This window comes from Stenotrophomonas sp. MYb57 (genome assembly GCF_002966815.1).
Classification (GTDB): domain Bacteria; phylum Pseudomonadota; class Gammaproteobacteria; order Xanthomonadales; family Xanthomonadaceae; genus Stenotrophomonas; species Stenotrophomonas indicatrix.
Genome location: NZ_CP023271.1, coordinates 2,214,036 through 2,228,313, shown reverse-complemented (window position 1 = coordinate 2,228,313; position 14,278 = coordinate 2,214,036). Strand labels below are relative to the sequence as shown.

The 14,278-nt window shown below is 67.3% G+C and carries 9 protein-coding genes; 2 read left to right on the top strand and 7 right to left on the bottom strand.

The window, feature by feature from the left end; genetic code table 11:
• Positions 1-86: 86 nt before the first annotated feature.
• From lysS to CLM74_RS10250, 6 genes are all read right to left on the bottom strand, one after another.
• Positions 87-1,598 (bottom strand): lysine--tRNA ligase, encoded by a 1,512-nt coding sequence (gene lysS, locus CLM74_RS10275; RefSeq protein WP_105163994.1) that lies wholly within the window; start codon positions 1,596-1,598, stop codon positions 87-89.
• Positions 1,599-1,970: 372 nt separating this feature from the next.
• Entirely contained in the window at positions 1,971-3,611 is a 1,641-nt protein-coding gene (locus tag CLM74_RS10270; RefSeq protein ID WP_099783886.1) for an acetolactate synthase large subunit, read from the bottom strand.
• Positions 3,612-3,686: 75 nt separating this feature from the next.
• Positions 3,687-5,078, bottom strand: a complete 1,392-nt coding sequence (locus CLM74_RS10265) for an NAD-dependent succinate-semialdehyde dehydrogenase (RefSeq protein WP_105163993.1) — start codon at positions 5,076-5,078, stop codon at positions 3,687-3,689.
• 702 nt (positions 5,079-5,780) lie between these two features.
• Complete coding sequence (locus CLM74_RS10260) at positions 5,781-6,563, bottom strand: helix-turn-helix transcriptional regulator (RefSeq protein WP_025874707.1); 783 nt, start codon at positions 6,561-6,563, stop codon at positions 5,781-5,783.
• Between the two features lie 99 nt (positions 6,564-6,662).
• A protein-coding gene (gene prfB, locus CLM74_RS10255) for a peptide chain release factor 2 (RefSeq protein ID WP_099818762.1) occupies positions 6,663-7,788 on the bottom strand; the annotation gives its coding sequence in 2 pieces (ribosomal slippage) (positions 6,663-7,712 and positions 7,714-7,788; 1,125 coding nt in all).
• A 90-nt stretch (positions 7,789-7,878) separates the two neighbouring features.
• Positions 7,879-8,721: a LytTR family DNA-binding domain-containing protein gene (locus CLM74_RS10250; RefSeq protein ID WP_105164984.1), complete on the bottom strand. Its 843-nt coding sequence runs from the start codon at positions 8,719-8,721 to the stop codon at positions 7,879-7,881.
• Positions 8,722-8,918: 197 nt separating this feature from the next.
• On the opposite strand from CLM74_RS10250, the gene CLM74_RS10245 reads away from it, so the two are divergent.
• A complete protein-coding gene (locus CLM74_RS10245) occupies positions 8,919-10,208 on the top strand; it encodes an acyltransferase family protein (protein ID WP_234003459.1) in 1,290 nt (429 codons plus the stop codon).
• Here the strand turns inward: CLM74_RS10245 and CLM74_RS10240 are convergent.
• Positions 10,147-13,056 carry a VIT domain-containing protein gene (locus CLM74_RS10240; RefSeq protein WP_105163992.1) on the bottom strand — a complete coding sequence of 970 codons (2,910 nt, stop codon included), beginning with the start codon at positions 13,054-13,056 and terminating at the stop codon, positions 10,147-10,149. The two genes, CLM74_RS10245 and CLM74_RS10240, sit on opposite strands and share 62 nt — an antisense overlap.
• A 133-nt stretch (positions 13,057-13,189) precedes the next feature.
• Here CLM74_RS10240 and CLM74_RS10235 point away from each other — a divergent pair, with 133 nt between their 5' ends.
• Positions 13,190-14,239, top strand: a complete 1,050-nt coding sequence (locus CLM74_RS10235; RefSeq protein WP_105163991.1) for a DUF1176 domain-containing protein — start codon at positions 13,190-13,192, stop codon at positions 14,237-14,239.
• The last annotated feature ends 39 nt before the right edge of the window (positions 14,240-14,278 follow it).

Below are 14,278 nucleotides of genomic sequence, written 5' to 3'. Positions count from 1 at the left end.
CAATAACGATACGCCGAGTGCGGGATGCGTCAATGGCGCCGTCTCAAACCGAGACGACGCGCACAAACGGACGCCGAAAACGCCGGTTACTGCTCCGGACGCATGTACGGGAACAGCAGCACGTCGCGGATCGAGCTGCTGCCGGTCAGCAGCATCACCAGGCGATCGACGCCGATGCCAAGGCCGCCGGTCGGCGCCATTCCGTACTCCAGCGCACGGATGTAGTCGGCGTCGTAGTGCATGGCCTCGTCGTCGCCGCCTTCCTTCGCCGCCACCTGCGCCTGGAAGCGCTGGGCCTGGTCTTCCGGGTCGTTCAGCTCGGAGAAGCCGTTGGCCAGCTCCTTGCCGTTGACGAACAGTTCGAAGCGGTCGGTATAGCCGGGATCGTTGTCGTTGGCGCGGGCCAGCGGCGAGACCTCCACCGGGTGATCGGTGATGAAGGTCGGCTGGATCAGGGTGTGCTCGACGGTGGCTTCGAAGATCTCCAGCAGCAGCTTGCCCCAGCCGTAGGACGGCTTGACGCGGATCTTCAGGCGCTCGCAATGGCGCAGCAGCGCGTCACGGTCGGTGCAGTCGGCCGCGGAGATTTCCGGGTTGTGATGGCACACCGCCTCGTCCATGCGCCAGCGGCGGAACGCCGGGCCCAGGTCGATGTTGGCGCCGTCCCACTCAACCACGGTGGTGCCGTTCACCGACTGTGCCACGTCACGGATCACGCCTTCGGTCAGGTCCATGATCTCGTTGTACGTGGCATAGGCCTCGTACAGTTCCATCATGGTGAATTCCGGGTTGTGGCGGGTGCTGACGCCTTCGTTGCGGAAGTTGCGGTTGATTTCGTAGACGCGTTCCAGGCCACCGACGGTCAGGCGCTTGAGGTACAGCTCCGGCGCAACGCGCAGGTACAGGTCAAGGTCCAGCGCGTTGTGGTGGGTGGTGAACGGCTTGGCCGCCGCGCCGCCGGGGATGTAATGCATCATCGGCGTTTCGACTTCGAGGAAGTCGCGGTTGTCCAGCCATGCACGCATCGCACGGATGATCTTCGAGCGCTTGATGAAGACCGCGCGCGACTCCGGCGTCACGATCAGGTCGACGTAACGCTGGCGGTAGCGCTGTTCGACGTCGGCCAGGCCATGCCACTTGTCCGGCAGCGGGCGCAGCGACTTGGTCAGCAGACGGATCGATTCGGCCTTGACCGACAGCTCGCCGGTCTTGGTGCGGGTCAGGCCACCTTCGACAGCGATGATGTCGCCCACGTCCCAGCCCTTGAAGGCGGTGTAGGCATCGCCCAGCACGCTGCCCTGCAGGAACAGCTGGATGCGGCCCGATTCGTCCTGGATCTGGGCGAAGCTGGCCTTGCCCATGACCCGCTTGGCCATCAGGCGACCGGCCATCTTCACCTGGCGGCCGTTGCCTTCCAGGGTTTCGGCGGTCCACTGCTCCGCATCGGCGAATTCTTCCTGCAGGCTGCCGGCGAAGTCCTCGCGACGGAAGTCGTTCGGATACGCGATCCCCTGCCCGCGCAGCGCTTTGAGTTTCTCACGGCGCTCGGCGATCAACTTGTTTTCGTCGACGGGGGGGGTATCGGTAGCTTCGCTCATGGATCTGCGGGAATCGTGTAGTGAGGGGGAGTGTTGCGCCCGGCGCAGCCGGCTGCCCAGCATACCAAAAGCGCCCTGCCCCGGCCTCCGGACGCGCCCAGGCCCGGCCTCGGGCCGCCCCTGCTCCGGTAGCCGCCAACCTTGGTTGGCGCTCACCGTGTCGACCAAGGTCGACACCTACCGGGCTCCCAGGAACGCCTGCCGCAGTCGATCAACCTCGATCCACGCCCTGGTAGCCGCCAACCTTGGTTGGCGCTCTACCGCGCCGGGCATGGGGAGGCATCCACGCATGGTCTGGATCTACTGTGTCGACCAAGGTCGACACCTACCGGGCTCGGGGGGCGACGCCTACGGGGCTCCGGGGGGCGACACCTACCCGTTTCCCGGGAATGCCTGCCGCAGCTCATCCACCAGCACCCGCTGGTTCTCCGAATAGTCCACCGGCACCGACACCAGATGCACGCCGCCCGCGGTGAACGCTGCTTCCAGGGTCGGAATGAACTGCTCGATCGCCGTCACCTCGTGCCCGTGGCAGCCATAGGCCTCGGCGTATTTGACGAAATCCGGATTGCCGAAGGTCATGCCGTAGTCGGCGAAACCATCCACCGCCTGCTTCCAGCGGATCATTCCGTAGGCGCCGTCGTTGAGGATCAGCACTACCAGGTTCAGGCCCAGCCGCCGCGCGGTCTCCAGCTCCTGGCTGTTCATCATGAAACCGCCATCGCCACACACCGCCAGCACGCGGCGCTGCGGGTACAGGATCGAGGCCATGATCGCCGACGGCAGCCCTGCGCCCATCGTTGCCAATGCGTTGTCCAGCAGCAGTGTATTGGCCACCTGGGTACGGTAGTTGCGCGCGAACCAGATCTTGTACATGCCATTGTCCAGCGCCACGATGCCGTCCGGCGGCATCACCTGGCGCACGTCATGCACCAGCCGCTGCGGCGTGAAACCGGCCTCTTCGGCGCGGTCGGCGATGTGCTCCAGGATCGTCGCGCGCAGCGGCAGCAGTGCAGCGGCGTTGTCCACCCTGCCCTCGATACGGTCGGCCAGCAGGGTCAGCGAGCGGCCGATATCGCCGATCACCTCCACCTGCGGGAAGTACACCTGCTCCACCGCGGCCTGCGAGTAGCCGATGTGGATGACCGTGCGGCCACCCGGGCGCATCACGAAGGGCGGCTTCTCCGTCACCTCGTGGCCAATGGTCACGATCACGTCGGCCTGATCGATGGCCATGTGCACGTAGTCGCGCTCGCTCAGTGCCGCCGTGCCCATGTACAGGCCCGAGCCACCGGCCACCGCGCCCTTGCCCATCTGCGTGGTGACGAACGGGATGCCGGCCCGCAGTACGAAGGCCGACAGCGCTTCGCTGGACTGCGGTCGCGACGCCGCCGACGCGATCACCAGCAGCGGACGCTTGGCCTCGCGGATGATCTGCGCCGCACGGTCCAGCGCCTCGGGACTGGCGATCGGCCGATCCACCGGGTGTGGCGGGATCAGTGCAACGTCCTCGACCTCCATCGCCGCGATGTCCTCGGGCAGTTCCAGCAGCACCGGCCCGGGGCGCTCCTCCAACGCCGTGCGGAAGGCCTCGCGGACGATGGTGGGGATGGTGCGCGCCGAAACGATCTGCCGCGCCGACTTGGTCAGCGGCTTCATCGTGCTGACGATATCCACGATCTGGAAGCGCGCCTGCTTGCTGGCCACGATGCCCTTCTGCCCGGTGATCATGATCACCGGCCACGCGCCGAGCAGTGCGTAGGCGGCACCGGTGGTGAAGTTCAGTGCACCCGGGCCGAGCGTGGCCAGGCATACGCCGGGCTTGCCGGTCAGGCGGCCGTAGGTGGCGGCCATGAACACGGCAGCCTGTTCGTGGCGGGTGATGACCAGCTCGATGCTGGAGTGGCGAAGCGACTCGACGACATCGAGGTTCTCTTCACCGGGAATGCCAAAAATGCGCTCGACGCCCTCGTTTTCGAGTGCGGCGACGAGCAGATCGGAACCCTTGGACATGGAATGACGTCCTTCTCGCAGTGCGTGATGATGGAACGTTGCAGGGATGCTGACAGGAACGGTGGATGGCCCGCGTCAACGGCGGTCGAACCACACCGTCTGCGCGTTGACGAACTCGCGGATGCCGAAGTGCGACAGCTCGCGGCCGAAGCCGCTCTTCTTCACTCCGCCGATCGGCACGCGTGGATCGGAGGCAGAGAAACCGTTGACGAACACGCCACCGGTCTGCAGCCGGCGCGCCAGCTGCATCGCGCGGGCGTGGTCGCCGGTCCACAGATTGCCGCTCAGGCCGAACTCGCTCTGGTTGGCCAGTTCCACCGCATGGTCGGCGTCGCGCGCGCGGCTGATCGACGCCACCGGCCCGAAGGTCTCGGTGTCGAAGGCCTGCATGCCCGGCTCGACGCCCGCCAGCACGGTGGGTGCATAGAAACTGCCGGGGCGATCGAGCTGCTTGCCGCCCACGAGCAACTGCGCACCGGCCTCGACCGACGCACGCACCTGTGCATCAAGCTGTTCAAGCAGGTCCTGCCGGGCCATCGGTCCGATCCGGTTGCCGGCCTCGCGGCCATCGCCCACGGTCAGCGCCTGCACGCGCTCGCAGAACAACGACACGAAACGCTCATACACGGCGTCTTCGACGATGATGCGCTTGCCGGCAATGCACACCTGCCCGGTGTTCTGGAAGCGCGAGGCCACCGCGGCATCGACCGCTGCCTCCAGGTCGGCGTCGGCCAGCACGATGAATGGATCCGAGCCACCCAGCTCCAGCACCACCTTCTTCAGCGCCTGCCCGGCCTGCGCGGCGATGCTGCGCCCCGCGGCGACGCTGCCGGTCAGGGTCACGGCAGCGATGCGGTCATCGGCGATGGCGGCACTGGTTCCCTCGCGGCTGATGTTGGCGGCGATGAAGGTGCCGTCCGGCAGGTCCGCATCGCGCCACGCAGCGGCGAGCAGCCCGGCGGTGCCGACGATGTTTTCGGCCGGTTTCAGCAGGAAGCCGTTGCCGCCCATGAGGATCGGCACGGCCGCGCGCATCACCTGCCAGTACGGGAAATTCCACGGCATGATGCCCAGCACAACGCCCAGCGGCAGGTAGGAGACATAGGCCTTGTTGTCGGCCACCGCGGTCGGCTCGTCGCGCAGGAACGCCGCACCGTGGTCGGCGTACCAGTCACACAGCACCGCGCACTTCTCGATCTCGGCCAGCGACTCGGCGTGGACCTTGCCCATTTCGGCAGTGGCCATCGCGGCCAGCGGTTCACGGTCGCGGCGCAGCACGGCAGCCATCGCACGCAGCACGCTTGCGCGTTGTTCCAGTGACTGCGCGCTCCAGGCTGCAAAACCGGCCTGGCCGCGGTCAAGGATGGCTTCCAGCTCAACGTCGGTGGCGAAGGGGTGGCTGGCAATCTGCTGGCCGGTGGCCGGATCGCGGGAAATGGCAGCGGGGGCTGCGGGGGAAGCGGACATGCAGGTCTCCTGTTGTCTCGACAACGGGCGGCTGCCCGTTTCCTGACAACGAATGTGGACCCGATCGATGGCAGCAACAAGGCGTCTGCGTATCCTGTGACCTGCACTTACCTGCCTGAATGGGGTGGTTTCCCGGCAGGGCTGCGCCCTGCACCCGCAGAGGCAACAGCAACGGCAGAAGCAACAGCAACAGCGGCATTCCGTGAGATGGCGGGGTGGGTCCGGTGGCGGGGGACGCTGCAAGTACGTCCATGTAAGCTCGGTCGCCGCATCCATGCGGCTCACGCCCCCGCAACCGGACCCACCCCGCCTTCGACAGATTCCTGCGGTCTGTTGGAACGGCTCTTGGGGTCAGATCCGCTTTCCGAAGGAAACGGATCTGACCCCAGATGTATTTCGATATCTGACAGATTTCATCCACGCATCGCGTGGATCAACGTGTCGACCAAGGTCGACACCTACCAACAGCCATCGGAATCTGTCAGAGGCGGGGCGGTGTCGGAGTGCGGGGTGTCCGCGGCATGGATGCCGCGGCCAAGCCCCCATGGATGGGTTCACGGCGTCCCCGCACTCCGACACCGCCCCACCAACTCACGGAAAGCCCGCTGTTGCTGTTGCTGTTGCTGTTGCTGTTGAGGTTGAGGTTGCCGGCCAGCGGCCGGCACTACAGCAGGTGCAGGGCTGCAAGCCCTGCCGACCAACCTACCTTCGCGGCAGGTAGGTCACCAGTGACAGGTCATGCCGGCTCTCCGGCACCAGCGCCACGTACTGCAGGTCCAGCAGCCCGCGCGTGGGATGGTTCAGCTTCTTCGCACCTTCGTCGAAACGACGCACATCGTGCTCGGGCCACCACTGGCGGAACTGCTCGCTGTGCGCACCGATGTCCTCGGCCAGTGCCAGGAACGGCGCCTTGTCCGGCGCCTGCGCCATCGCCGCGCGGAAGCTAGCCAGCAGCCCGCGGGTCATTTCTTCCCAGTTGAGGATCAGCGTGCGGTACGGCGGATACAGGAACATCAGCCGCAGCGTGTTGCGTTCGTGCGGCGCCAGCTGACCGTAATCAACAAACAGATCGGCGATGGCCGGGTTCCAGGCCAGGATGTCGAATCGGGTATTGCGCACGTAGGCCGGGATCGGCTGCATCGCCTCCACCAGCTGGCGCAGGCCGTCGGTCACCGTCTCGTCGGGCGATTCCAGCGGCACGCCATAGCCGGACAGCGCGAACGCGTAGGCGCGCTCGTCGTCGCTCAATCGCAGTACCTGCGCCAGGCGCTCCAGCACCTCGGGCGAGGCGCGCACTTCGCGGCCCTGCTCGATCCAGGTGTACCAGCTGACACTGACCCCGATCGCCAGCGCGACTTCCTCGCGCTTCAGGCCCGGCGTGCGTCGGCGGCCGGCTGGCAGCCCCAGCGTTGCTGGGTCGACCCGCGCACGGCAGGCCTTGAGAAAGCCTCCCAGTTCCTTGCGTTCGGCTTCACTGCGCATCATCGCCCTGCCCTGCAGGTTTCAACGGCGTTGCGGGACGCCGAAGACGTCCCGCAACGCAGGGCCCGGGCAGCGGACGGTACCGCTGTCGCCGGGCACGCATCAGGCATCGATGCGCTTGGAGCCGACCGCCAGGCCGGCCTTCAGGCTGGCCTCGACGAACTCGTCCAGGTCACCGTCGAGCACCTTCTGCGTATCCGAACGCTCGATGCCGGTGCGCAAGTCCTTGATACGGCTCTGGTCGAGCACGTAGTTGCGGATCTGGCTGCCCCAGCCGATATCGGACTTGGTGGCTTCCACCGCATCACGCTCGGCGTTGCGCTTCTGGATCTCCAGCTCGTACAGCTTGGCGGCCAGCATCTTCATCGCGTTGTCGCGGTTCTGGTGCTGGCTGCGGCCGGTCTGGCAGGCCACGACCGTGTTGGTCGGGATGTGGGTGATACGCACCGCCGACTCGGTCTTGTTGACGTGCTGACCACCGGCACCGGACGAGCGGTACACGTCGGTACGCAGATCGGCCGGGTTGATGTCGATTTCGATGTTGTTGTCCACTTCCGGCGACACGAACACCGAGGTGAAGCTGGTATGGCGGCGGTTGTCCGAGTCGAACGGCGACTTGCGCACCAGGCGGTGCACGCCGGTCTCGGTCTTCAGCCAGCCGTAGGCGTAGTCGCCTTCCACGCGGAGCGTGGCCGACTTGATGCCCGCGACGTCGCCACCGGACACTTCCATCAGCTCGGTCTTCCAGCCACGCGATTCACACCAGCGCAGGTACATGCGCAGCAGGATCTCGGCCCAGTCCTGGGCTTCGGTACCACCGGCACCGGCCTGGATGTCGACGAACGCCGGGGCGGTATCCATCTGCCCGGAGAACATGCGCTGGAACTCCAGCTTCTCCACGTGCGCCTGGTGCTTGTCCAGGTCGGCCACGACGGCCAGCGCGGTGTCCTCGTCCTGCTCGGACTCGGCCAGCTCCAGCAGTTCGGTGGCGTCGCTCAGGCCTTCCAGCACCGCGGCGATGCCGCCCACGGTCTTTTCCAGGGTCGAGCGCTCGCGCCCCAGGTTCTGGGCGTACTCGGCGTTGTTCCAGACGTCGGGGCTTTCCAGCTCCCGCGTTACTTCCTCAAGACGCTCTTTCTTGGCGTCGTAGTCAAAGATACCCCCGGAGCGACAACACGCGATCGGTCAGATCGGCGATGCGCTGGCGGACAGGATTCAGTTCGATCATGTCGGCGGTTATGCATTCAAAAGATGACTGCAAATGATACCGCAGGCCGGGGTGAACCGGCGCAGAAGCCGGTCCCGCCCTGCCACGCCCCTACCCGCCCAAGGCCTGGCGCAGCAACGGCAGCTGGCGCCGGCTGCAGGGTACCTTGGCCCCATCGGCCATGTGCAGCAAGGCCTCGCCCCCATCCAGCGGCTCGATCGAGCGCAGCTGGTCACGGTTGACCAGCCAGCTGCGGTGGCTGCGCAGGAACAGGACCGGGTCCAGCCGCGCCTCAAGCACTGCCATGGTGATCCGCAGCGGGTAGTCATGCCCGCGCACCCGCAGGTTCACATAGTTGCCGGCGGCCTGGGCGTACTCGACGTCGGTCGTGGCCACCAGGAACTCCTTGCCCAGCTTGCGCACAAGGAAATGGTCGGGGCGATCGACCGGTTCGACCGGCGGGCCCTCATCGGGGGCGGCCAGCAGGGTCGCTTCACCCTGGCGGCGGCGGCCGAACCAGGCCAGGGCATGGACTGCCGAGACCAGCAGCGCATAGGTCTGGATGTCCTTGAAGAACTCGTAGAACCATTGCGCCGGCCAGTCCCCAAAGGTGTAGTGGCTGCCAAGCACGGCGTGGGCGGCCTTGCGCAGCAGGACCATCGCACTCACATGCAGCAGCCACCACGCAACCGCGCCCAGCAGATACGGCACCAAGCGCTGTCGCCAGGTATCGGTGTGCAGCGGCCAGCGCGAAGCGGCGCGGATCAGCACCGCCAGCAGCAGCAGCGACACCAGCGCACTGCTGAACTCGTCAATCGTGGCCGCCATCCATTGGGAGGGCAGCCCATCGCGCGCCGCCATCATGGCCTTGGCCAGCACATTGGCCGCCGCCGTCCCCAGGAACAGTACGACCCAGAACACGGCTGCCTGCCGCCCTTGCCTGCCGTTGCCCATCGATTCGCCACGCACGTCCGGGTCCTGCTGGTTGTACTCATCCATCACTGGATTATCGCCAACCACAGCCCCGCTGACGTACGCCATTCGTCCCCCCGCCCCGCCATTGGGCCCTGCCGGGCATCCAACCGCCCCTTGCTGCTGGCGACAGCCCACGAGGACTTCCACTCTGCGAGGACGCCAATACGGATACCGCCATGACCCGCCGCCACGACCTCGACACCCTGCGTATCGGTGCCTTCGGGCTGTTGATCCTCTACCACGTGGCCATGGCCTACGTGGCCGGATGGGACTTCCACCTCAAGAGCGTCCACACCGCGGAGTGGCTGCAATGGCCGATGATCGCGCTGAATCGTTGGCGCATGCCGCTGCTGTTTGCCATCTCCGGCATTGCACTGGGCCTGTGCCTGCCCGCGCAGGGCCGTTGGCGGTTCGCGCTGCGGCGCGGCGGGCGGCTGTTGTTGCCGCTGTTGTTCGGCATCGTCGCGGTCGTTTCGCTGCAGGCCTACTGTGAAGCGGTGGACAAGGGCGACGTCACGCCAGGGCTCGGCGCATTCCTGTGGCGCTACTGGCAATTCCGGCCGTGGCCGGGAGCCAGCTTCACCGGTGCCGCCTATGGCTTCACCTGGAACCACCTGTGGTACCTGGCCTATCTGATCCCTTACACGCTGCTGGCGATCGTGTTGGCCAGCGTAGTGCGGCCGCTGCGCCACCGCCTGCCGGGCCTGCCTGCTGGCGACCGCTGGGTGGCCACGCTGGGCCTGCTGCTGCCGGTGCTGTGGCTGGCGTGGGCGCTGCTGGTGATCCTGCCCGCCCACCCGCCAAGCCATGCGCTGGTCGATGACCTGTACGTCCACGCCGAATCGCTGCCCCTGTTCCTCGGCGGCTTCCTCGCCGCGCGCTGGCAGCGCGGCTGGGATCTGCTGGTGCGCGGCCGGCGGTTGACCCTGGCGCTGGCCGTTGTCGGGCTGACTGTCGAACTGGGCATCCGCGCGTTGGGGCGGATGCCCGACCTCGGCGATCTGCCGCAGTGGGTGCTGGCGCTGCCGTGGGCGCAGACCGAGCGCGTTGGCCGAGCGCTGTACACCTGGTGTTCCCTGCTGGCCCTCTTCGGATGGGCGCAGGTCCTGCTGGCGCGGCCATGGCGTGGCCTGGGCTACTGCCGCGAGGCGGTGTTCAGCTGGTACATCCTGCACCAGACCGTGCTGATCATGCTGTTGTACTGGTTGCGTCCCCTGCAGCTGGGCGCATGGCTGGAGCCGGCGCTGGTGATTGTAGGCACCGTCGCCGGCTGCCTGCTGATCCATGAACTGCTGGTACGCCGTGTGCGCTTGCTGCGGCCGCTGTTCGGGTTGCGTGCCGATCGCAACGGCGCAGTGAGCATCACGCAGGACCACAGCGCCGGCCGCCGGGCATGGCCCGGCGCTACCGCACCTCGAACTCGCCAACCAGCACCGTCTCGGCACGATCCTTCAGCCGCATCGTGACCATCTGGTCCTTCTGCTTCGGCGTGCCCCAATGGGTAGTCAGGCGCAGCATCAGCGTCGTCGCACCGGTTACCAGCTGCTGGCGGCTGCCGAAGTAGTTCGCCTCCACCTTGTACTTGCCCGGCTTGGCGTTGCGCAGCGAGAACTGTTCCGGACCATAGCCACCGGTGAAGTCCTGCGACATCTGCCCACCCTGGTAGGTCAGGCGGTTGCCGTAGTACGCACGCTCGCCGTTCGGGTCGGTGACCCACAGATCCATGTCGCTGTTGTCGGCATCCCAGGCCAGCACCACGCGCAGGTCCAGCGGCATCGCCTGCAGCAGGCGCGGGTCGATGCCGGTGGTATCCAGGCGCGGCTTGCTGCCGGCCACCAGGTTGGTCAGTTCATCCAGGGCGATCAGCGCGATGCCGTCGAAACGACCATCCCACGGCCGCACGACCACCTGGTACAGCGGCGCCAGCGCCTGCTGCGGCTTGCCCGCTGCGGCCAGCGCCAGGCCCAGATCACGGAAGCTCTGCGGTTCCTCCTGGCCCATCGCCAGCACCTGCTCGAACACCGGCACCGCCAGTGCGGGTGCATCGGCCTGCAGCAGGCGATAGCCGAGAACGCGCAGCAGATGGCGGTTGTCCAGCTCCATCTCGGCCAGGTTGGACAGCACGCGCAGGGCAAGATCGCGCTGCCCCTGTTCGATCAACAGGTCGGCCACGTCGAGGAAGAACGCGCTGCTGTTGGCGTTCGCAGCGCGCTCGGCCAGATAGCGGTCGTACAGCTGCGACGACGGCCCCTGGCGCAGGCGGCGGGCAACCGGCGAATCCGACTGCCAGGCGGCCAACCGGATTCCCAGCTGACCGTCATTGGCGGCGGCCGGTGCATTGGACGCCGTGGGTTCGATGGCAACGGCATCCATCGCGGCCTCCAGGCCCGCAGGTGCCTGCCGCGGCGGCGATCGACGGGCGCGCGCGCTGCTGGACTCCGCCCGCTGCTCGGCGGCAACGGCCATCGGCGCTGGCGCGGGAGGAGGCGCGGCGAGCATCGCCACCGGGGCAGCCGCGTACGCGTCCTGACCGACCACTTCCAGCGCCTTCGCCTGCACGCGCATGCCCTTCGGCCAACGGCGGCTCCACCATTGCTGGCGCTGCTGCCACTGCGTCACCACCTTGTCCAGGCGCTGACGGTCGGCGGCATCGCGATCTGCAACCTGGCGTGCGAAGCGCTGGTCGTACTGGGCGCGCAAGGCACCTGCAGGGCGGATCGCGTAGCGCAGGTAGTCGTCCAGCGTTTCCAGCACGATCAGTGAAGTGTCCGGGCCCACCAGGCCGAACTGCTGCGACAGGCGCTGCATCGCCTCGCGATTGCCGCGCCGATCGGTCGACAACTGCTGCAGGCGTGCCTGTGCCCACAGGCCGGCCAGCAGATCGCCATCGGCGCTGGTGGAGCTCTCCGGCAGTGCCTGCCATTGCCCACCGGCAATGCGCACCCGCATCGGCACACCTTCGGCCGCCAACCGCGCATGCAACCACAGCCAGCCCTGGGCCTGGCTGCGGCGGTCGACCACCACGTCCTGCACGCCACGGCCGGCATCGATCTGGACATCCAGCGGCATCGACAGCAGCTCCCGTACAGCGGCATCGATATCGCTGCCGAGCGCCACGAAACTGCCAGCATGCGCCTCGCTCCAACCGCGCAGGCGGGTGGCATCGGTGCGTGCGCCGGCACTGCTGACCGCAAACAGGCGCTGATCGGCGGCCAACGCCGGCAGTGCTTCCGGCCCATAGGTCAGCAGGCCGTCGCTGACCATCAGGTACTCCTTCACCGAGGGCTGCGGCTGCCATTGCGCCAGCGCGCTGGCGCCATCCGGCTGCACCGCCATCAACGCGCGCCGCAGTTCACTCCAGTCACCGCTGCGTATACGGAAATGACGCACGGGCTCGGCGCGATCACGCAGCACGGTCAGCGCGACGTTGCCCTCGCCCATCGCAGCAAAGTAGCGATCCAGCAGCGCGAACTCGCGGGTGCGGTCGCGCTGGCCTGCGGAACCCGAACCGTCCCACAGCAGCCCCACTTCCGACGGCACACGGCGCGGCGCGGTCGACGTCGGCACCGGCAGCTGCGCCAACAGGTAGTGACCGTCCTGCCAGCGCGCAACCTGCACCTGTGCCTTGCGCTCGGCCGGCAGCGTCCATTGCAGCTGGGCCGGCAACTGCGCGCCACGTCCTTGCCAGTGCAGGCGGCCATCGGCGATGCGGAACGGCGCGCTTCCTGCCTCAGCCCCCTTCGGTGCCCGCACGTCAAGTTCGACGGCTGCGGCGCCGGCGACGAACTGCAGCGGCAGTGTCCAACGCCAGCCCTGCCCGGCATATGCCAGCGGCTCGCGTACGACCAACTGCACGCGGCGGCTACCGCCGGCCGGCAGCGGATACACGCGCAGCCGGAACTGGTTGCCGGCGGTCTGCTCCAGCAGGCCCGGGTCGACGCCACGACGGGCGATCTCCTCGAACACCTGACGACCGCGGTCCTTGGGCACCGGTACTGCCTCGCGCAACTCGCCGTTGATGTCCAGGGCGAACCCGGTGATCTGCTGGCCCTCGGCCAGCGGGAACTGCAGCTCACCTTCCAGCACGCGCTGGTTGGGGTTATGGAACTCCAGGGTGATACGGGTCTGGGCGATACCGGCCTGGACCTCGCCTTCGATGCGGGCATGTCGCAGCTGCACGGGCTGTTCGGCGGCGGGCGCGATCAGCAGCGGTGTGGACGTCATCGGCGGTGCCGGACGCCGCGACGCCTGGGGCAGTGCCGGCCAGCTTGCCAGGGCCAACAGCAGTACGGTGCAGCAACGGGCGAAGACCATGACAGGACTCCAGTGGGATCGTGACTGCTTGAACGCACCAACCGGGAGGACGGGGTTAACGTGATTCGATGCTGGTTCTTCGCTGCCCCTGGGCGCACCATGTGCGACTTCCCGATCCCGTGCAAGGATGCCCATGCGTTCTCCCCTGCTTCCCACCCTGCTGGCCCTGTGCTGGCCGTTGGCCGCCGGCGCCGTCGATGCGCCTGCAGGCCTCTATTTCCAGCATCACGACTGGGTCGTGGCCTGCGACAACACGCGCACGTGCCGCGCGGCCGGCTACGCCAGTGGCGATGACAGCACCCTGAGCGTGCTGCTGACCCGGGCGGGCGGCCCCAATCAGGCCATCAGCGGTCGGATGTCGTTGCAGCCGATCGATGACCAGCCGCAGCCCAAGGGCGCGCTGCACCTGCGCATCCAGCAGCGTGACCTCGGTGTGCTGGCGCCGGCCACGGAGCCGGGTGTCCATGTGCTCAGCGCGGCACAGACCAGCGCAGTGCTGTCCGCGCTGGTGCGCGATGGTGGCATCGCGCTTGTCGATGCCGCCGGCCACACGTGGCCGCTGTCGGACAAGGGCGCAGCGGCTGTGCTGTTGAAGACCGACGAGTTCCAGGGCCGCGTGGGCACGCCGGGCGCGGTGATGCGCAAGGGGGCCGCTGCCGAAAGCAGCGTGCCTGCCGCCGTTGCCAAACCCGTGGTGCGCAAGGCACCGACGCTGTCGACGCCACCGGACGACCCGGCGTTTTCCAAGCTGGCCGCCTCGCCGGCGCTGCGTGCGGCGCTGCGCGCCACTCTGGAAGAACCCAGCTGCGAAGGCCTGCTCGACACCGACCCGGATCTTCCGATCAGCAATTCACCACTGCAGATCCAGCGCCTGGACACCAAGCATCTGCTGGTCAACGTCCCCTGCTGGCGCGCGGCCTACAACAGCGGTGATGGCTACTGGGTCATCGGTGAGAAAGCGCCCTACCAGCCGCAATGGGTGACCAGCGACGCGATCGACTACGGCGACGGACAGATCGTCGCCTCGCACAAGGGCCGCGGTCTGGCCGACTGCGTGTCGGATGAAACGTGGACGTGGGATGGCACCCGCTTCGTCGCGACCTCGGCGATCAGTGGCGGCCTGTGCCGCGGCGTTCCCGGGGGTACCTGGGAACTGCCGACGCAGGTGACCGACGTACGCTGACCCTTCCGAAGCGGTAGCGCCGGGCCATGCCCGGCATGG